The organism is Desulfarculaceae bacterium (genome assembly GCA_020444545.1).
Lineage (GTDB): Bacteria > Desulfobacterota > Desulfarculia > Desulfarculales > Desulfarculaceae > Desulfoferula.
Genome location: JAHLKT010000002.1, coordinates 20,177 through 38,694 on the forward strand (window position 1 = coordinate 20,177; position 18,518 = coordinate 38,694).

Annotated in this window: 19 protein-coding genes; 14 read left to right on the forward strand and 5 right to left on the reverse strand. The window is 66.7% G+C overall.

Annotated elements, in window-relative coordinates:
* The first annotated feature begins 6 nt into the window (after positions 1-6).
* On the forward strand, positions 7-1,713 hold the full coding sequence (gene recN / locus KQH53_04630; protein MCB2225943.1) for a DNA repair protein RecN: 1,707 nt from the start codon (positions 7-9) through the stop codon (positions 1,711-1,713).
* Positions 1,714-1,787: 74 nt separating this feature from the next.
* Here recN and KQH53_04635 read toward each other — a convergent pair whose 3' ends face one another.
* The 5 genes from KQH53_04635 to KQH53_04655 all read right to left on the reverse strand — a co-directional run bounded on the left by KQH53_04635 (position 1,788) and on the right by KQH53_04655 (position 8,412).
* Complete coding sequence (locus tag KQH53_04635; protein MCB2225944.1) at positions 1,788-2,750, reverse strand: hypothetical protein; 963 nt, start codon at positions 2,748-2,750, stop codon at positions 1,788-1,790.
* 86 nt (positions 2,751-2,836) lie between these two features.
* Positions 2,837-3,115, reverse strand: coding sequence for an acylphosphatase (locus KQH53_04640; GenBank protein MCB2225945.1), 279 nt, complete (start codon positions 3,113-3,115; stop codon positions 2,837-2,839).
* Positions 3,116-3,118: 3 nt separating this feature from the next.
* Entirely contained in the window at positions 3,119-5,482 is a 2,364-nt protein-coding gene (gene ligA, locus KQH53_04645) for an NAD-dependent DNA ligase LigA (protein ID MCB2225946.1), read from the reverse strand.
* Positions 5,483-5,526: 44 nt separating this feature from the next.
* Complete coding sequence (locus tag KQH53_04650) at positions 5,527-7,281, reverse strand: sensor domain-containing diguanylate cyclase (GenBank protein MCB2225947.1); 1,755 nt, start codon at positions 7,279-7,281, stop codon at positions 5,527-5,529.
* A 72-nt stretch (positions 7,282-7,353) separates the two neighbouring features.
* Positions 7,354-8,412, reverse strand: a complete 1,059-nt coding sequence (locus tag KQH53_04655) for a DUF1786 domain-containing protein (protein MCB2225948.1) — start codon at positions 8,410-8,412, stop codon at positions 7,354-7,356.
* Positions 8,413-8,656: 244 nt separating this feature from the next.
* Here KQH53_04655 and ffh point away from each other — a divergent pair, with 244 nt between their 5' ends.
* The 13 genes from ffh (at position 8,657) to KQH53_04720 (ending at position 18,507) form a co-directional block, all read left to right on the forward strand.
* Positions 8,657-9,997, forward strand: a complete 1,341-nt coding sequence (ffh, locus tag KQH53_04660; GenBank protein ID MCB2225949.1) for a signal recognition particle protein — start codon at positions 8,657-8,659, stop codon at positions 9,995-9,997.
* Positions 9,998-10,050: 53 nt separating this feature from the next.
* A complete protein-coding gene (gene rpsP / locus KQH53_04665; protein ID MCB2225950.1) occupies positions 10,051-10,326 on the forward strand; it encodes a 30S ribosomal protein S16 in 276 nt (91 codons plus the stop codon).
* A 70-nt stretch (positions 10,327-10,396) separates the two neighbouring features.
* A complete protein-coding gene (locus KQH53_04670; GenBank protein MCB2225951.1) occupies positions 10,397-10,627 on the forward strand; it encodes a KH domain-containing protein in 231 nt (76 codons plus the stop codon).
* Between the two features lie 2 nt (positions 10,628-10,629).
* A complete protein-coding gene (rimM, locus tag KQH53_04675) occupies positions 10,630-11,178 on the forward strand; it encodes a ribosome maturation factor RimM (GenBank protein ID MCB2225952.1) in 549 nt (182 codons plus the stop codon).
* Positions 11,175-11,921, forward strand: coding sequence for a tRNA (guanosine(37)-N1)-methyltransferase TrmD (gene trmD / locus KQH53_04680; protein ID MCB2225953.1), 747 nt, complete (start codon positions 11,175-11,177; stop codon positions 11,919-11,921). Before rimM ends, trmD begins: the two co-directional genes overlap by 4 nt.
* A gap of 85 nt (positions 11,922-12,006) precedes the next feature.
* A complete protein-coding gene (gene rplS, locus KQH53_04685) occupies positions 12,007-12,354 on the forward strand; it encodes a 50S ribosomal protein L19 (protein ID MCB2225954.1) in 348 nt (115 codons plus the stop codon).
* 3 nt (positions 12,355-12,357) lie between these two features.
* Positions 12,358-12,993 (forward strand): ribonuclease HII, encoded by a 636-nt coding sequence (locus KQH53_04690; protein ID MCB2225955.1) that lies wholly within the window; start codon positions 12,358-12,360, stop codon positions 12,991-12,993.
* A complete protein-coding gene (locus KQH53_04695; GenBank protein ID MCB2225956.1) occupies positions 12,990-13,358 on the forward strand; it encodes a YraN family protein in 369 nt (122 codons plus the stop codon). The genes KQH53_04690 and KQH53_04695 overlap by 4 nt, the downstream gene beginning before the upstream one ends.
* A gap of 2 nt (positions 13,359-13,360) precedes the next feature.
* Positions 13,361-14,515 (forward strand): 16S rRNA (cytidine(1402)-2'-O)-methyltransferase, encoded by a 1,155-nt coding sequence (rsmI, locus tag KQH53_04700; protein MCB2225957.1) that lies wholly within the window; start codon positions 13,361-13,363, stop codon positions 14,513-14,515.
* Between the two features lie 20 nt (positions 14,516-14,535).
* Complete coding sequence (gene ptsP / locus KQH53_04705; protein MCB2225958.1) at positions 14,536-16,299, forward strand: phosphoenolpyruvate--protein phosphotransferase; 1,764 nt, start codon at positions 14,536-14,538, stop codon at positions 16,297-16,299.
* 9 nt (positions 16,300-16,308) lie between these two features.
* Positions 16,309-16,764, forward strand: a complete 456-nt coding sequence (gene smpB, locus KQH53_04710) for an SsrA-binding protein SmpB (protein ID MCB2225959.1) — start codon at positions 16,309-16,311, stop codon at positions 16,762-16,764.
* 246 nt (positions 16,765-17,010) lie between these two features.
* Positions 17,011-18,045, forward strand: a complete 1,035-nt coding sequence (gene mnmA / locus KQH53_04715; GenBank protein MCB2225960.1) for a tRNA 2-thiouridine(34) synthase MnmA — start codon at positions 17,011-17,013, stop codon at positions 18,043-18,045.
* Between the two features lie 9 nt (positions 18,046-18,054).
* Positions 18,055-18,507: an Rrf2 family transcriptional regulator gene (locus tag KQH53_04720; GenBank protein MCB2225961.1), complete on the forward strand. Its 453-nt coding sequence runs from the start codon at positions 18,055-18,057 to the stop codon at positions 18,505-18,507.
* The last annotated feature ends 11 nt before the right edge of the window (positions 18,508-18,518 follow it).

An 18,518-nucleotide genomic window follows, 5' to 3' on the forward strand; every position in this document is an offset into this window, starting at 1 on the left:
GCTGGAATGTTAACCTTCCTCGCCATCAAGAACTTCGCGCTCATTTCCAGCCTGGCCATGGAGCCGGGCCCGGGCCTCACCGTGCTCAGCGGCGAGACCGGAGCCGGCAAGTCCATCATTCTGGCCGCGGTTAACATGCTCATAGGCCAGCGGGCCGACTCGGAGCTGATTCGCTCCGGAGCGGACCAGGCCGTGTTAGAGGCCCAGTTCGAGCTGGAGCCGGCCAGCGACCCGGCCCGCCGCCTGCACGACGAGGGCATGGAAGGCGACCAGGGCGAGCTGGTGGTGCGCCGCTTGGTGAACCGCGAGGGGCGCAACCGGGTGCAGGTAAACGGCAACCTGGCCACCCTGGGCCTGCTGGCCGATTTGGGCCCCGAGTTGGTGAGCATCGTGGGGCAGCACGCCTCGCAGGCGCTCTTGAGGCCCGAGGAGCAGCTCTGGCTGCTGGACGCCTTCGGCGGCCTGGAGGACCAGGTGGCCGAGGTAGGCAAGGCCGTGGCCGGGGTGCGCGAGATCGACAAGGAAGTGACTCGCCAGGAAGAGGCCCTGGCCCGGCGCGAGGAACGGCGCGAGGAGCTGGCCAGCCTGGTGGCCGAGCTGGAGGCGGCTGGGCTCAACCCCGAGGAGGAGGCCGAGCTAAAGGCCGAGCGCCAACTCCTGGCCAACTCCGAAGAAGTGGCCACCCTGGCCACGCAGGCCCACCAGGGGCTCTACGCGGCCGACGGCTCGGCCATGGAGGTCCTGGACCGGCTGCGCGGCCTGGTGGATGATTTGGCCCGCCTGGACCCCCGGGTTACTCAGGCCTCCGAGCGCCTGAACGAGGCCTTCTACCTGGTGGAGGACGTGGCCCATCAGGTACGCGACTACGAGGCCGGCCTGTCGTTCGATCCTCACCGCCTGGATTGGGTGGAGCAGCGGCTGCACGAGATCCGGCGCATCACCCGCCGCCACGGCGGCAACGCGGCCGGGGCCCTGGAGGTGCTGGCCGCCGCGCAAGACGAGCTGGCCGGCCTGGACAGCGGCGAGGAAAAGTTGAACCAATTGCGGGCCCGCCGCGAGGAGGCCCTGGGCGCGGCAACCGATCTGGCGCTCGAGCTGGGCAAGGCCCGGCGCGAGGCTGCTAAGCGCCTGAGCGCGGCGGCCGAGGCCGAGCTGGCCGAGCTGGGCCTGGAGGCTTGCCGTATGCGCCTGGACTTCGCGCCCCCGGCCGGGGGCATGGACACGCCCCAGGGGCCGCTGAGCAGCCGGGGCCTGGAGGCGGCGGAGATCATGATCGCGCCCAACCCGGGCGAGGGCTTCCGGCCGCTGAGGCGCATCGCCTCGGGCGGCGAGCTTTCGCGCATGCTCCTGGCCCTGCGCACCCTGGTGGCCCGCCGCCACAGCGCACCTACCCTGATCTTCGACGAGGTGGACGCCGGCATCGGCGGGGCCACCGGCGCGGCGGTGGGCAAGAAGCTGGCCCGCCTGGCCACCCGGGGCCAGGTAATCTGCATCACCCACCTTCCCCAGATCGCGGCCTGGGCCGACGTGCATTACGCGGTGGAGAAAAAGGTGGAGGACGGGCGCACCGCCACCCGCCTGGCCCGCCTGGACGAAGACGGCCGCGAACAAGAGCTGGGCCGCATGTTGGCGGGCATCGGCACCGGCGAGGCGGCCCGCAGCCACGCGGCCCAGATGCTGGCCGCCGCCCGCCAGGCCAAGCAAGAGCTCTAGTTCATCCCCCCAAAAATGCAAGGACGGCGCGGGGCCATCCCCACGCCGTCCGTGTTTTTTTGCTCAGGCCGAATCTAGCGGGTGCGCAGCACCTGGCCAGGCTGGAAGGAGAACTTGCTCTGGGGCGCGTCTTTTTCGCCTTCCTTCTTCTCCTGTTTGGGAATCACCGGCACGGCCCAAGCGGTGCGCGACTCGAACTCCACCAGCTTGAGGCGGCCCACCGGCGGGCCGGGCAAATAGATCATGCGGCCGCTGCCGGACTTGATGCGCTGCCCCTGGGAGTAGACCACCAGCTCGGCGCCCATGGCCAGGCCGGTGTCGCGCCCCACGGTCACCTTGACGCGGCGCTTGTCCACCGCCAGGATGAAGCCCACCCAGGCCTGGGCCGAAACCTTGTCGCTCACCCAATCGAGAGCGGGCTCCACCAGCTCGGCTTGCAGGATGTTGACCACCTTGGCCGGGAAGGGCTTGCCCAGGCGGATGTTGGAAGCACCGGTCTCGGTGAGCTTGACCCTGCTGGCGATGGAGGTCTCGCCCAGGAGCACTCCGGTGGCCACGTCGATGAGCTTCAGGTCCAGCTCCATCAGGCCGAAGGGCTCGTTCTCCCGGAAGCCGTAGATGCCGGTCTTGTCGTACTGCACCGAGAGGTTGACTATGGCCCCGCTGAGCACCGTGTTGAGGCCCAGGCCGCGGGCCGCGTCCACGATGCGGTCCTCGCTGTTGCTGATCTTGGGGTTTACCTTGGCCAGGGAGGAGCGCAGCTCGCTGAACTCCACCAGCACCACGCCGCCCTGTTTTTCCAGGCGCTGGCTGATGGCCTTGCCCACCGCCTTGGCGCGGTCTTCCATGCCGGGCAGACGGCTGAGGAAGGGAGCCACCACCACCCGCTTGCGCAGGTTGGTGTCCTGGCTGTCCATGAGGTCGTGCCAATAGTCGGTCACCGTGTTGGTGATGCCGCAGCCCACCAGGGACACCAGCGCCAGGGCGATTATGGTCAGCGGCAACCAGCGCCGCGAAGTTTTAGACTGAGGGTGCATGTTTTCACTCCCGTTGCGAACCAAATATCTCGGCATTATCGCCGCCAGGGGGGCGCTTGTAAACACCCTGGCGGCAGGGGCGGGGCTCATCGCCGGATTTCGAAGCCCCTGAGTTCGGGGTCCGAGTCGTACCAGGAGACGTCGACCTCGCGTACCTCGGCCCCGGAAGGGCCCTGATGACACCAGGCCAAAGCCTGCTCCACTTTTGGGCGCGGTCCCTGGAACACCGCCTCCACCTTGCGCAGGGGCAGGTTGCGCACGTAGCCGCTCAGGCCCAGCAAATCGGCCTCGCGCTTGGTGGAGGCCCGGAACCAGACCCCCTGCACCCGCCCCTTGATCAGGGCCACGGCTCTCACCATCTCCATGCCTCATCCCCTCCGGTCGAACAGCGGGCCGGGCGATTCTCCGGGCGCGGCGGCTTTGGCCTCGGCCACCAGCCCCAGGAAGTCATCCTGGCCGACCATCTTTACATTCAACTTTTGCGCCTTGTCGGCCTTGGAACCGGGCCCCTCGCCCACCACCACCAGGAAGGTGCTCTTGCTCACGCTGGAGCTTACCTTGCCCCCCAGGTCGCGCACCATGGCCGAGGCCTCCTCGCGGGTCAGGCCCTCCAGCGCGCCGGTGAACACCACGCTCTTGCCGCTCCAGGGCAGCTCCTCGGCCTGGCCCGCGCCCTCCACGGGAGTAGGCTGCACCTCGGCGGCTAAATCTAGAGCCACCTTTTTGGTCTCTGGTTGAGTAAAGAAGTCGGCGATGGACTCTTTCAGTGTTTCGCCGATATATGGAATGTTTTTCTTTGGGCCTAAAGCTAAACCTTTAATTTTATCCTTTTGCATATGCTCATTAGCCGCCTCTGCGATTACTTGTAAAGAGTTATGCGTATCTAGTAATTTAATGGCAGTCTTCCTTTGTATACCTTTTATTTTGATAAGTGTAGATATAGCCGCATTCTCAGTAATATTATGATTGGCTAATAACAAACGTGCATTTGGTTTTGAAAAAAACGCAATTACATTTTTTACATAGTCCTCTGATAGTCCCGGCAGCTTCGCAAGCTTTCTCTTTTCATGTTCTTCTTCTGCGGCAGCCATGATAGTTTTGAGGTCCCCCAGGTGTTCGGCTAGGGAACGAGCCGATATGTCTCCTAAGTTGGGAATGCCAAGGCTGAATATGAATCTGTCTAGTTTGGCTCCTCTAGTATTCTCAATCGCCGCAATTAAATTGTTGGTACTTAACTCACCCCATCCTCCCAACTTAAATATTTCGCCTTTGTGTTCTTTAAGATGATAGATAGAAACCAGGTCTGTAAGTAATCCACGTTCTCTAAAATCGATGATTGTTTTTTTACCCAACCCTTCAATGTCCATTGCGCCACGACTAGCGTAGTGTTGAATAGCCCTCTCGATCTGCGCAGGGCAAGCCAAATGATTAGCGCAGTAATGGTTTGCTCCGGGAACGAGCTCGCTATTTTCTTCAACCAGAGGGCGCACCACCTCCCCGTCGCAAACAGGACAATTTGTCGGAGGCAAAATTGGATTGCCCCTCGGCTCTCCTTTTTTAACAACCTCTACAACTTTCGGTATCACATCACCGGCGCGTTCAATCCGCACCGTGTCTCCGATACGAAAATCTTTTTCCTGAACTAATATAAAGTTGTGCAGCGTGGCCCGGCTCACCGTGACCCCGCCCACGTCCACGGGCATCAAGAGCGCCACCGGGGTCAGCTTGCCGGTGCGCCCCACTTGCACCGCGATGTCCTTGACCACGGTCTCTTCCTGGCGGGGCGGGAACTTCCAGGCCACGGCCCAGCGCGGGGTGCGCGAGCGCGCGCCCATGACCTCGCGCAGGGCCAATTCGTCCACCTTGAGCACCACCCCGTCGATCTCAAAGGGTAGCTCGTCGCGGTTTTCTTCGTAATAGGCGTGGAACTCCTGAATGAACTTCTCGCCCTTGCCCGCCTGCTGGTGGTCCCAATCCACGGGGAAGCCCCAGTCGCTCAAGAGCTTTAAGGCCGCGTGGTCGCTGGCCAGTCCCAGCTCGTCGGCATTGCACAGCTCAAAGGGGAAGAACCTCAGAGGCCGCTCGCTGGTTACGTTGGGGTCGAGCTGCCGGAGGCTGCCGGCCGCGGCGTTGCGCGGGTTGGCGAAGCCGTCGCCGCCGCGCTCCACCAGCTTGCGGTTGAGCTCTACGAAGCCCTCGCGGTGCATGTACACCTCGCCGCGCACCACCACCACCTCGGGCGCGCCGGGCAGATGCTGGGGGATGTCTTTTAGGGTGCGCAGGTTGGGGGTGATCTCCTCGCCCACCGTGCCGTCGCCCCTGGTGGAGCCCACGCTCAGCAGGCCCGACCGGTAGACCAACTCCACGGACAGGCCGTCGATCTTGGGCTGGGCCAGCATGGGAGGCTCGGGCCTCCCCATCTGCTCCAGGCGCTTGAACAGGTCCTGGACCACCGTGAACTCCACCTTGGACTCCAGGCTGAGCATGGGGCGGTAGTGGGTCACCGGCGCGAAGCTGGAGTGCAGGGGCGCGCCCACGGTCTTGGTGGGCGAGTCGGAGGCGGCCAGGACGGGGTAGCGCTCCTCCAGCTCTTGGAGCTCGGCCAACATGCGGTCGTATTCCGCGTCGGCCGTGTCGCTGGCGCCCACGTTGTAATACAGGTGGTTGAGGCGGCGCAGCTCCTTGGAGAGCGTGGCCACCCGTTCGGCGGCTTGTGCTTGGGTCTCGGCCATGGGTTGATTTAAACCTTATAAGGGCGCGGCGCGCAAGGGGGCGCTCACGACTGGGCGCAACGGTTGCCTCCGTCGCGCTTGGCCCGGTACATGGCCGCGTCGGCCCGGCTCATGAGCTGCTCCGGCGAGTCGCCGGGCTGCAACTGGGCGGTGCCCGCGCTCAGGCTGGTCCACACCGTGGCTTCTCCGCCGGGCTGGAAGGGGTGGTCGTGGAAGCCGGTGCGCACCCGCTCGGCGGCCAACAGGGCCTGGGCCGGCTCGGTGCCGGGCATGATCACCACGAACTCGTCGCCGCCGTAGCGGCAGGGGAAGTCGCCCGCCCGGATGCGCTCCAGCATGATGCGGGCCAGGATGCGCAGCACCTTGTCGCCCTCGGTGTGGCCGTGGGCGTCGTTGTAGCCCTTGAAGTCATCCACGTCCACCACCAGCAGGGACAGGGGCTGGCCGGTGCGCGTGGCGTGGTCCATCTCGCCCTTCAGGCGGCTGTCGAAAAAGCGCTTGTTGTACAGGCCGGTGAGCTCGTCGGTCATGCTCATGTGCTGGAAGCGGCGCTCGCGGCGGGCGGCCTCCTCGCCCCGGTGGCGCAGGTTGCGCACCCGCTCGGCCAGGGCCAGGGACAACAGCACCGCCTCCACCGCCGTGGCCAGGGGCATGGTGTAGGTGGAGCTGAGCGCCTGGGGCAGGTAGCCCAGGCCCTTCACCGCCAGCTGGAAGGTGGCCAGCATGAGGATGGACCAGGCCAAGAGGAAAAAGCGCGCCGGCCAATAGCCCCGCCGCCAGGCCAGCACCGCCGCCCACAGGGCGAACACCGGTCCGGTGAGGCCCAGCAGGTGGGTCAGCGCCGTGGCCCAGAACAGGGAGCCGGACAGGGTCATGGCGATGACGATGATCCCCCCGGCGATGATGGCCAGGAACACCTTGTCCAGGCGGGGGGAGTACTGCTTGGTGCGCAGGAAGGAGCGGGTGAACAGGGCCGCGAAGATGGTGAGCAGGCCGCTGGCCACCCAAATCCCGGTTTGCCCCGAACAGACGTTACCGGCCAGCCACATATCCCAGTGGCCGTAGAGGCAGGCTTCGAAGGCCAGCATGGAGAGCACGTAAAGCACGTAGAACAAATAGACCGGGTCGCGCAGGGCCAAGAAGAAGAAGAAGTTGGTCAGGAGCATGGCCGCCAGCACCCCGTAGATCACCCCGAAGAAGATGTTGTCCTTGTTCAGGTGGCTGCTCAGCCCCCTTTCGGACCACAGGTAGGGACGCACGATGATGCTGCCCGAGTTGGTCAGGCGAAGATAGAAATCCTCCTGGGGGGGCGCTCCGCCGTGGATGGGGATGAGAAAGGTGCGGTAGGGCAGGGGGCGGCCGCCCGAGGGATGGGACGCGCCGGCCTCCACCTTGCGGTAGAGCGTCTGGCCGTCTGGCCCGGTGCCGGGCTGGGGCATGAAGGCGTCGACCTGCTTCAGCTGGGCGCTGTCCAGCTCTAAATAGTAGCTGCGGTCCTTTTCCAGGCCGCTGAGCCGAAAGCGCAGCCACACCGCCGCGCTGGTGATTCCCAACCGGAGGGTGGGGGAGTCGTTGGCCGGCATGAAGCGGCCCGACCAGGGCGGACGCCGCACCTGATCCAGGGTGAGGGCCCGGGTGTGGTCTTCCAGAACCTCCATGTAGGGAGCCAGCAGATAGGAATCCTGGCCCGGGTGCACCACCAGGGGGCTGTTCGCCTGGGACGGGCGCGGGGCCAGGGCCAGGCCGCACAGGAGCGCCAGCAGAAGCAACCAGGCTAGGAATTTCGGCTTACACCACATGCACGCGCCCCACCCAACGCCAAGAGCCGCGCCTGGCAAGGCGCGGGGTATCTCGTAATAATAACGATTGTCTTAGGCCGAGGGCAACAAAGCCGCTTCGCCAAAATGATTGCGGGCCGCGGCCAAGAGCCCGAAACAGCCGGAAAGCATCACGTCGCCGTGGGGCACCGCCGTGGCCCAGCCCAGGCCCTGGGCCAGGCGGCGCTGGGGGCCGGTGATCACCGGCTGGCCGGGCAGGCTTTGGGGCGCGTCGGCCAGGCGGGCCATGCCGTGGCCCTGGGTGGCGAAGACCTCCTCGTCGCCCAGCTCGCCCCGGATGAAGCGCTCCACCTGGTCGGATAGGCGCATGGTGTCCAGGCAGCCGGTGTGGTGCTCGTAGATGCCCAACACCCGCTGCCCTTGCACCAAGAAAGCCACGGTGTGCATGTTGCCCAAATTGACGATGCACACCCCTTCGCTCGCCGCGCGCGCCGCCACGGCCGGGTCTTGCAGGGCGCCCCAGGCCGCCGCCGCGGCGGTGTCCATGAGCAGGCAGCCCGGAGCCTGGCGCGAGAGCGCTTCCAGCCGGGTCATGTCCGGGGGCGGCGTCTGGCTGATCAGACCGGCCAGGAGCCCGCCGCCCTCCAAAAAGCGCCGCCACATGTTGAAGCGGAACTTGCGGTTGGAATACCCGGGGCTGTAGCCGTGGTCGCACACCGCCAGGGCCAACTGGCGGGGCAGCTCCACCTCGAAGCGGGCGCAGGCCTCGGCCAGCTCGGCCAGGTTCAGGTCTCCCAGGGATACGGCCAAGGCGCCGGGTGGAGCGTCCTCGACCGCCTGGATACCCATGGCCGCCACCTTGGCCGGGTCGTCGGAAAAGGTGGCCCCGGCCCGGGCGGTGGCGTAGACCTTTAGCCCGGCGGCCAGGTGGGCGTCCACCGCCTTGTGGATGGCCCCGCCGCCCATGAGTTCGCCGCGCAGGAACACGTCGCGGTTCTGGGCCGTGGCCCGGCGCACCCGCGCGGCGGCCACCTGGGTGGGCGCGGGCAAGACCAGCTTCACCGCGTTTTCCAGGTTTTGCTCGGCCCGCCAGAGCAGGATGTCCTGGGTGCCGCCCCCGATGTCTATGGCCAGGAGTTCATTTAGTGACATACCTTGTATATACCGTGGGAATGGGGGAAAGCCAAACGACATCGTCCGGGCCCAGGTGGCGATTGAATCCCAGCGGGCGGGGGTGGTATTATCGGGCCAGCCTTGATTAAGAGCTTGGAAAAACTTGGCACTTCGGTTGACGGAACCAGGGTGGTGCCCTATAATCGCTACTTTGCCCGGCCCGGCTAAGGCCGGAGGTGATTTAGTGCGCGCATTTCGCGGTTGACGTGGTGGAACGGTAGATATGTTCGACAACCTCAGCGACCGGCTGGCAACGACCTTCAAGGCCCTCAAGGGTCATGGCAAGCTCTCGGAAAAGAACATTTCCGAGGCCTTGCGCGAGGTGCGCCTGGCCCTGCTGGAAGCCGACGTCAACTACAAGGTGGCCAAGAACTTCATCGCCTCCATCAAGGAGCGGGCGGTGGGCCAGGAGGTGATGAAGAGCCTCACCCCGGCCCAGCAGGTGATCAAGATCGTCCAGGACGAGCTGACCGCCCTCATGGGCGGGGAGGCCGAGCCCCTGGACCTGGGCGGCAAGGCCCCGCACGTGTTCATGATGGTGGGCCTGCAAGGCTCTGGCAAGACCACCACCAGCGGCAAGCTGGCCCTCATGCTGCGCAAGATGGGCCGCCAGCCGTACCTGGTGCCGGCCGACACCCAGCGCCCGGCGGCCATCCAGCAGCTCAAGAAGCTGGGGGCCCAGATCGACGTGCCGGTGTTCGACAGCGACCCGGCCCAGGACCCGGTGGACATCTGCCTGCAATCGCTTTCGGGAGCCTCGCGGGCGGGCTGCGACGTGATCATCCTGGACACCGCCGGCCGCCTGCACGTGGACGAAGAGCTCATGGCCCAGCTGGAGCGCATCCAGGGCAAGCTCAAGCCCCAGGAGGTGCTCCTGGTGGCCGACGCCATGACCGGCCAGGACGCGGTGAACGTGGCCGAGTCCTTCCACCAGAAGCTGGGCCTCAGCGGCGTGGTGCTCACCAAGGTGGAGGGCGACGCCCGGGGCGGCGCGGCCCTGAGCATCCGGGCGGTGACCGGGGTGCCAATCAAGCTGGTGGGCGTGGGCGAGAAACTAGACGCCATCGAGGCCTTCCACCCGGACCGGCTGGCCGGGCGCATCCTGGGCATGGGCGATGTGCTCACCCTGGTGGAGAAGGCGGGCGAGGCCTTTGAGGCCGAGCAGGCCGAGGCCCTGGCCAAGAAGATGGCCACCGACAATTTCACGCTGGAGGACTTCGCCGAGCAGCTCCAGCAGCTCAAGAAGATGGGCTCCCTGGACGGCCTGCTCTCCATGCTTCCGGGCGCGGGCAAGCTCAAGGGCCTGAAGAACCTCCAGCCCGACGAGAAGGAGCTGGTCCGCACCGAGGCGATCATCAAGAGCATGACCCCGGGCGAGCGGACCAACCACCAGATCATCAACTCCTCGCGGCGCAAGCGCATCGCGAAGGGCTCCGGGACCACGGTCTCGGAGGTAAACCGGCTGCTCAAGAACTTTGCCCAGGCCCGCAAGATGATGAAGGGCATGGCCAAGATGGGCGGCAAGCGTAAACAACTGGCCCGCATGTTGGGGTCCATGCAGTAGACAGCGAGCTTGTCTCGCGCGGATAATAATGCATAGGCGGAAAGTATAGATCAATGGCAGTGCGAATCAGACTGACCCGCAAGGGCGCCAAGAAGAAACCTTTCTACCGCATCGTGGCCGCGGACTCCGAGTCCCCGCGCGACGGCAGCTTCCTCGAGGTGCTGGGCACCTATGATCCGGTCAAGCAGCCGGCCGAGGTGAAGGTGGACAACGCGGCGCTGCAGAAGTGGCTGGACCGGGGCGCCACCGCGTCGGACACCGTGGCCAGCCTGCTCAAGGCCGAGGCCAAGAAGTCCGCCGCGCCCGAGGGCGAGACCGCTTCGGCCTGATCCCGGCTGCCCATCGGGGCCGGGCGGTGGTTTTGGTTGTATTGCTCTCTCGCGACTGTGGAGGTACGCAATGAAGGAGCTCATCAAGTACATCGCCCAAGCTCTGGTGGACAATCCCGAACAGGTAGAGGTCAATGAGATCGAGGGCGAGCAGACCTCGGTGATTGAGCTCAAGGTGGCCAAGGAGGACCTGGGCAAGGTGATCGGCAAGCAGGGCCGCACCGCCCGGGCCATGCGCACCATCCTCAGCGCCGCCTCAACCAAGATTCGTAAGCGTTCGGTGCTGGAGATCCTGGAATAGCCATGACCCAACCCGGCCTGATCCTCATGGGCCGGGCGGCGGGAGCCTTCGGGGTCAAGGGCGAGGTGAAGCTCACCTCCTTCGCCCGCGACGACACGGTTTTCCTCCGGGCCGGCCTCATTTTCGTCGGCGCGGACCCGGCCACGGCCAGGCCCCTCGCCATAACCGGAGCGCGGCTGCACGGCGGCCGCCTCCTGTTGCGCCTGGAGGGGGTGGAGAGCCGGGAAGATGCCGCCGCCCTGGGCGGGGCCTGGGTCTACCTCCAGCGCGAGGACCTGGACCCCCTGGGCGAGGACGAGTACTACTGGTTCCAGCTCACCGGGGCCGAGGTGAGCACCACCGGCGGACGCCGCCTGGGCACGGTGGCCTCGGTGTTCGAGGCCGGGGCCCACGATTTGTTGGTGGTGGCCAGCCCGGGCAAGCCCGAGCTCTTGATCCCGGTGACCGCCGAGACGGTGCCGGTGTTGGACCCGGAAGGGGGCCGGGTGGTGGTCAATCCCCCGGAAGGCCTGTTGGAGGCCCAGGGCTGGGAGGAAGAGGAACCGGCGTGATCTTCGACATCCTCACCCTCTTTCCCCAGGCTTGCGCGGCCTACTTGAAGGCCTCCATCCTGGGCCGGGCCCAGAAGGCCAAGCTGATCACGGTCCGCCTGACCGACGTGCGCGAGTTTTCGTTTGACCGCCACCGCACGGTGGACGACGCCCCTTACGGCGGGGGCGACGGCATGGTCATGAAGGTGGAGCCGGTGGTGGCGGCCCTGGAGAGCCTGCCCGGCGCGCCGAGGCCGCGCATCATCCTGCTCTCGCCCACCGGGGTGCCCTTCACCCAGGAGGTGGCCCGGGAGCTGGCCGGCCTGGAGCGCCTGGTGCTCATCTGCGGGCGCTACGAAGGGGTGGACGAGCGGGTCCGCCAGTTGGCGGTCGACCAGGAGATTTCCCTGGGCGACTTCGTCCTGAGCGGGGGCGAGCTGCCCGCCCTGGCCGTGGTGGACGCGGTTAGCCGCCTGATCCCCGGCGTGTTGGGCGGGGCGGATTCCGCCGCGGCGGATAGCTTCAGCGACGGGCTTTTGGAGCATCCGCACTACACCCGGCCGCCGGAGTTCCGGGGGCTGGAGGTGCCCGAGGTGCTGGTGAGCGGCAATCACGCGGCCATCGCCCGTTGGCGCCGCAAGGAGTCCTTGAAGCGCACTTTGCTTCGCAGGCCCGAGCTATTGGAGCGCGCTCCCTTGGAGCCGGAGGACCAGAAGCTCCTGGCCGAGATAGAGGAAGAACTACAGGCGGCCCAGCCCGAGTAAGGACTGGCAAAGCCAAGGATATAGGGTAGAATACGCGGGTCCGGCCGGGTTAGAGTTGGCCGGTTTCCCCAGGAGGCTTAGAAACATGGATCCCATCGAGCAGATCGCGCTGGAACAAGTCCGGGTAGACATTCCCCTGTTCCGCGCCGGTGATACGGTAAAAGTTCACGTCCGCATCAAAGAGGGCGAAAAAGAGCGCATCCAGGTCTTCGAGGGCGTGGTGCTGCGCCGCCGCGGCGACGGCCCCGGGGCCACTTTTACCGTGCGCAAGATTTCCTACGGCGTGGGGGTGGAGCGCATCTTCCCGCTGAACTCCCCGGTCTTGGACAAGGTGGAAGTGGTCACGCGCGGCAAGGTCCGCCAGGGCCGCATCTACTACCTCCGGGGCCTCCGGGGCAAGGCCGCCCGCATCAAGGAGGCCTCCCGCAGGTAGGTCATGTCCGCCGCGCCCGCCGGTCCCAGCCTGGTCCGGGAACGCTCTTTGGCGCGCTCGGGCCATCGTTTGGTGGCTGGGACGGACGAGGTGGGGCGCGGCTGCCTGGCCGGGCCGGTGGTGGCGGCGGCGGTTGTGCTGACCGACCCCTGGCCCGTGCGCGGAGTCAACGACTCCAAGAAGCTGGACCCGGCCAAGCGCCGGGTGCTGGCCGCGGCCATCAAGCAGAAGGCCGTGGCCTGGGCGGTGGCGGGGGCCACCCCAGCGGAGATAGACCGTCTGAACATCCACCGGGCCAGCTTGCTGGCTATGCGGCGGGCGGTGAACGCCCTGGCGCCCTCACCGGACTATCTGCTGGTGGATGGGCGTTTTGTTTTGGAGCTCAGCCTGCCCCAGGAGGCGGTGGTGGGCGGCGACGCCAAGTGCCTGTCGATCTCGGCGGCCTCCATCTTGGCCAAGGTGGAGCGTGACGCCCTGATGCAGGCCTGGCACTGGATTTGGCCGCAGTACGGTTTCGCGGGCAACAAGGGTTATCCCACCAAGGATCATCAGCAAGCCCTGCGCGACCACGGACCCTGCCCCTTGCACCGCCGCTCCTACGCCCCGGTGGCCCAGCGCTGTTTGGAGCTGGGCTTTTGAGCCGGCGAGGCGAGGCCCTGGGGCGCGAGGCCGAGGCCCTGGCCCGGGGCCTGCTGGAGCGGGGCGGGATGCGGGTGGCGGCCAGCCGCCTGCGCACCGGGGGCGGCGAGTTGGATCTGGTGGCCTGGGATGGGGCCACCTTGGTGTTCGTCGAAGTGAAGGCCCGGAGCAACCCGGGCCACGGGCGGCCGGAAGAGGCGGTGGATCGCAAAAAGCGCGAGCGCCTCACCGCCGCGGCCGGGGCCTACCTGGCCGGCCTGAGCGGGCCCGCGCCGGCCTGCCGCTTCGATGTGGTGGCGGTGGATTTCGGCCAAGACGGGCCGGTTGTGCGCCATCTGCCCGACGCCTTCCGGCCGGGGGACTGATCATGGCCAGGCTTTTTGTGGTGGCCACGCCCATTGGCAACCTGGAGGACCTGGGGCCCCGCGCGGCCCGGGTGCTGGCCGAGTCGCCGGTGGTGGCCGCCGAGAGCGTGGAGCGCACCAAGAAGCTCCTGGCCCATTTGGGCCTGAGCGGCAAGCGGCTGGTCTCCTGCCGCGAGGCCAACCGCCGCCAGGCCGCGGCCAAGGTGCTGGAGGCTCTGGGGCAGGGCCAGGACGTGGCCCTGGTCAGCGACGCGGGCACCCCCGGCCTGAGCGACCCGGGTTCGGCGGTGGTGGAGGCGGCCAGCGCCCTGGGCTACGAGGTGAGCCCGGTGGCCGGGCCCAGCGCCCTGGCCGCCGCCCTGAGCGTGGCCGGTTTCGCCCAGGTGCCGTTCAGTTTTTTGGGGTTCCTGCCGGCCAAGACAGGGGCGCGGCGCAAGCTACTCACCCTGGCGGCGGCCACGGGATGGACCCTGGCCCTGTTCGAGGGGCCCCACCGCCTGGAGGCCACGGCGCACGACCTGGCCGAGCTGATGGGCGAGCGGCAGGTGGTTATCTGCCGGGAGCTGACCAAGCTGCACGAGCAGGTGGTGCGCGCCACCTGCGCGGAGCTGCCCCGGCTCTTGGATGAGCTCCAAGTGCGCGGCGAGTTCACCCTGGTCATCGGGCCGGGGGAGCCCGAGGGGCCGGACCCGGACGAGGTGGAGAGCCTCATCGACCAGGGCCTGGCCGAAGGCGAGCTCAAACCCAGCGCCCTGGCCAAACAGGTGGCCGGAGCCACGGGTCTGAACCGCGAGGAAGTTTACCGCCGCATTCTGGCGCGGCGAGATGAAGTGGCCAACGAGGAAGAAGCCGATTCCATGACCCCCGGCCTTTCAGAAGAAGCCGAGCCCCGGGAACGGGAGCTGGTGGTGGCCAACAGCCTGGGCCTGCACGCCCGGGCGGCGGCCAAAATCTGCGAGACCCTGCGCCGCTTCGAGGTCGAGGTGGTGCTGGTCAAGGGCGGCGAGGAGGCCGATGCGGCCAGCGTGCTCTCCATCCTGGGCCTGGACGCGCCCAAGGGGAGCCGGGTGACCGCCCGGGCCACCGGCCCTCAGGCGGCCGAGGCGCTCATTGCCCTGGATGAGCTGTTCGCCGGATTGTTCGGAGAGGGATCTTGAGCACGGCCAAGCAAAAAACCTTGAAGGGCGTGGGCGCCAGCCCGGGCATCGTCATTGGGCGGGCCCTGGTGGTTTCCAAGAGCCCGGTTCGGGTGCCCTACCGGCCGGTGGCCGGCGGGAGCGAGACCGAGCGCGAGGTGGAGCGCTTTCGGGGCGCCCTGGCCGCCGCCCGCGACGACCTGATCAAGGCCAAAACCGAGTTGGGGCCGGACCTGGCCGACTACGCCTACATCATCGAGGCTCACCTGGGCATCCTGGGCGACAAGATGATCTCCCAGCGCAGCGAGGACCTCATACGCTCCCAGGGCATCAACGCCGAGTGGGCCCTGGGCCTGGCCGAGGCCGAGGCCAAGAGCATCTTCGAGAACGTCAAGGACGACTACATCCGCTCCCGCGCGGCCGACGTGGAGTACGTGGCCGGGCAGGTGCTCAAGCACCTGGCGGGTAACAACGGCATCGAGCTCTCCACCATCCGCGAGAAGGTGGTGGTGGTGGCCCATGACCTCAGCCCGGCCGAGACCACCCAGATGGACCTGAGTTGGGTCATGGGCTTTGTCACCGACATGGGCGGGCCCACCAGCCACACCGCCATCATGGCCCAGGCCAAGGCGGTGCCCGCCGTGTTGGGCCTGGAACGGGTCAGCCAGGTGGTCAAGAGCGGGGACTTCCTCATCGTGGACGGCAGCGCCGGCCAGGTGATCGTCAACCCCGACGAAGAGACCCTGCACGACTACCGCGACAAGCAGGAGGCCTACGAACTCTACGCCCAAGAGATCCTGGCCCAGGCCCACCTGCCCACCAACACCACCGACGGCCGCCGCCTGGAGGTGGGGGCCAACATCGAGCTGGCCGAGGAGCTTTCCACCGCGCTCAACTACGGCGCCGAAGGGGTGGGGCTGTTCCGCACCGAGTTCCTCTACGTGAGCCAGAAGACCCTGCCCACCGAGCAGGAGCTCTTCGCCAACTTCAAATCCGTGGCCCAGCGCCTGAACGGCCGGCCGGTGAACATCCGCACCCTGGATATCGGGGGCGACAAGTTCGCCAGCTCGGTGGAGCTGGCCCCGGAGATCAACCCCGCCCTGGGGCTTCGGGCCATCCGCTACTGCCTCAAGGAGCCGGCCCTGTTCAAGACCCAGCTCCGGGCCATCCTCCGGGCCAGCGCCTACGGCAAGGTGCGGGTGATGTTCCCGCTTATCTCCGGGGTGGGCGAGCTGTTGCAGGCCCGCGCGGTGCTGGAACAGGTGCAGGCCGAGCTGGCCGACCAGGGACAGGCATTCGACCCCAAGCTGGAAGTGGGCATCATGATCGAGGTGCCCTCGGCCGTGGCCGTGGCCGACCTGTTGGCTCAGCACGCCGACTTCTTCTCCATCGGCACCAACGACCTGATCCAGTACTCCCTGGCCATCGACCGGGTCAACGAGTACGTGGCGCACCTCTACCAGCCCCTGCACCCGGCGGTGCTGCGCATGATCCGCCAGGTGGTGGACGCGGGCCACGCGGCGGGCATCCCCGTGGCCATGTGCGGCGAGATGGCCGGCGATGCCCGCTCGGTGCCGCTGCTCTTGGGCCTGGGCCTGGACTCGCTGTCCATGAACCCCCTGGCCATCCCCCGGGTGAAGCAGGTGCTCAGGCTGGCTTCGGCCAAGGAGTGGGGCCGCCTGGCCAAGAGCGCTCTGGGTTTCGCCACCGCCGCCGAGGTGAGCCGCTTCATTGAGAAGGAAATGAGCGCGCGCTTCTCCACGGTGCTCGCCGCCCGGGTTCCCTTGCCGGACCACACCGGTTAGGGGCGCTCCATGGAAGGCGGCCAGATCAAAATCATCGCGCGCAACAAGAAGGCCCGTTTCGATTACGAGCTAAGCGACCGCTTCGAGGCGGGCCTGGTTCTCACCGGCACGGAGGTCAAGTCTCTTCGCATGGGCAAGGCCAGCCTGGGCGAGGCCTACGCGCGCATCAAAAACGGCGAGGTGTGGCTGGTGGGCTGCCAGATCCAGCCCTATCCCTTTGCCTACTACGACAACCACGACCCCACCCGGCCGCGCAAGCTCCTATTGCACAAGCGGGAGATCAAGCGCCTCACCGGCAAGTTGGCCGAGCAGGGCTACAGCCTCATCCCCGTGGCCATGTACTTCAAGCGGGGCAGGGCCAAGCTGGAGCTGGCCTTGGCCAAGGGCAAGAAGCGCCACGACAAGCGGGCGGCCATTAAAAAGCGCGAACAGGACCGGGAGATGGCCCGCGCCCTCAAGCGTTAGCAGGGTCCGGCTGACCCGCCGAATGCCCAGCAAGTCCACCGAGATAATCTGTCCCGATTACCTAGTATAAAAAGTTAGTTAGTTTGTCCGGTTAGAGCGGGGCCGCCGATGCGGGCCGCGCCAATGGTAATATTCCATACGGATATTCAAGGTTTTTTGTTTGACAGCTAAAATCCCTGCCTATATATTCATATTCTCCCTAATGACCATGCCGATGATATGAATTACAGCAGGGAGGATGAGACGTTGGGCGTGATAGCGGTGGCCATGAGCGGAGGGGTGGACTCCTCCCTGGCCGCGCTTTTATTGCAGCGGGCCGGGCACCAGCTTTTGGGGCTCAGTCTGCGCTTGGGGGCCGGGCCGGACCAAGGCTGGCAAGCCGGGGCCCGCGCGGCGGACCAGTTGGGCCTGCCCCACCGGGTGGTGGAGGTGAACGGGCCCTTTGAGCGGCAGGTACTGGCCCCGGTGGCCCAGGCCTACGCCGCCGGCCGCACCCCCAACCCCTGCGCCTGGTGCAACGCCCGGGTCAAGCTCCCCCTGTTGTGGCAAGCCGCCCAAGAGCGTGGTTGCGAGGCCCTGGCCACCGGACATTACGCCCGTCTGGTGGAGCAAGGGGGGATTCGCCTGTTGGCCGAGGCAGGCCACCGGGCCAAGAGTCAGGCCTACTTTCTGGCCCGCGTGAGCCCGTCGCTTTTGCCCCGCCTGCGTTTCCCCCTGGGAGAGATGGACAAGGAGCAGGTGCGCGCCATGGCCGCCGAGGCGGGCCTGGAGGCGGCCGAGCGGTCCGAGAGCCAGGACGCCTGCTTCCTGCCCCCCGGCGGGTGGGACGAGTTCATGGCCGCGCGCCGCATGGTGCGCCCCGGCAACCTGGAAGACGCCGGGGGCAAGGTGCTGGGAAGGCACCAGGGCCTGCACCAGTTCACCGTGGGCCAGCGCCGGGGCCTGGGCCTGGCTTTGGGCGCCCCGGTGTACGTCACCGGCCTGGACGGCGAGCGGGCGGCGGTGAGGGTGGGCCCCAAGCCGGAGCTGGCCACCCGGGGCCTGAAGGGCGTCGGCGCCCGCTGGTTCCTGGAGCCGGGCGAGGACGAGACTATTTCGGTGCGCTTCCGCTACTCCCACGCCGGAGTGCCCTGCCGGGCGCGGCGGCAAGGGGAGAAGGTGGAGGCGCTTTTTGAAAAACCCCAGGGCGCGGTGGCGCCCGGACAACTGGCGGTATTCTTCCGCGGCGAGGCCATGTTGGGCTCCGCCTGGATAGAGGAATCGCTGCCAAGCAACCAATAGAGGAACACCATGAAACTATCCACAAGAGGACGTTACGGCGTCAGGGCCATGCTCGAGTTGGCCATGAATACCGGCAAGGGCCCGGTGCCCTTGCGTGACCTGGCCGCGCGCCAGGAGATTTCCGCCAAGTACCTGGAGCAATTGCTCATTCCCCTCAAGGGCGCGGGCTTGGTCAAGAGCGTGCGCGGCGCCCGGGGCGGCTATCTGCTTTCCAGCGACCCCTCCGCCATCTCCCTTTACGACATCGTACGCAGCTTGGAAGGCCCCCTGGCCCCGGTGGAGTGCGTGCAGGACGCCAACTACTGCGACCGGGTGGGCGGCTGCACCGTGCACATGGTCTGGGGTGACATGGGCCAGCTTCTGGTAGATTTCTTGTCCAACATCTCCCTGGCCCAGATGGTGGAGCGCCAGAAGGAGAAAAACCACGTCTGCCTCGCGGTCGCGCCGGAGGCGGCCAACTAGGCAGGCATCGT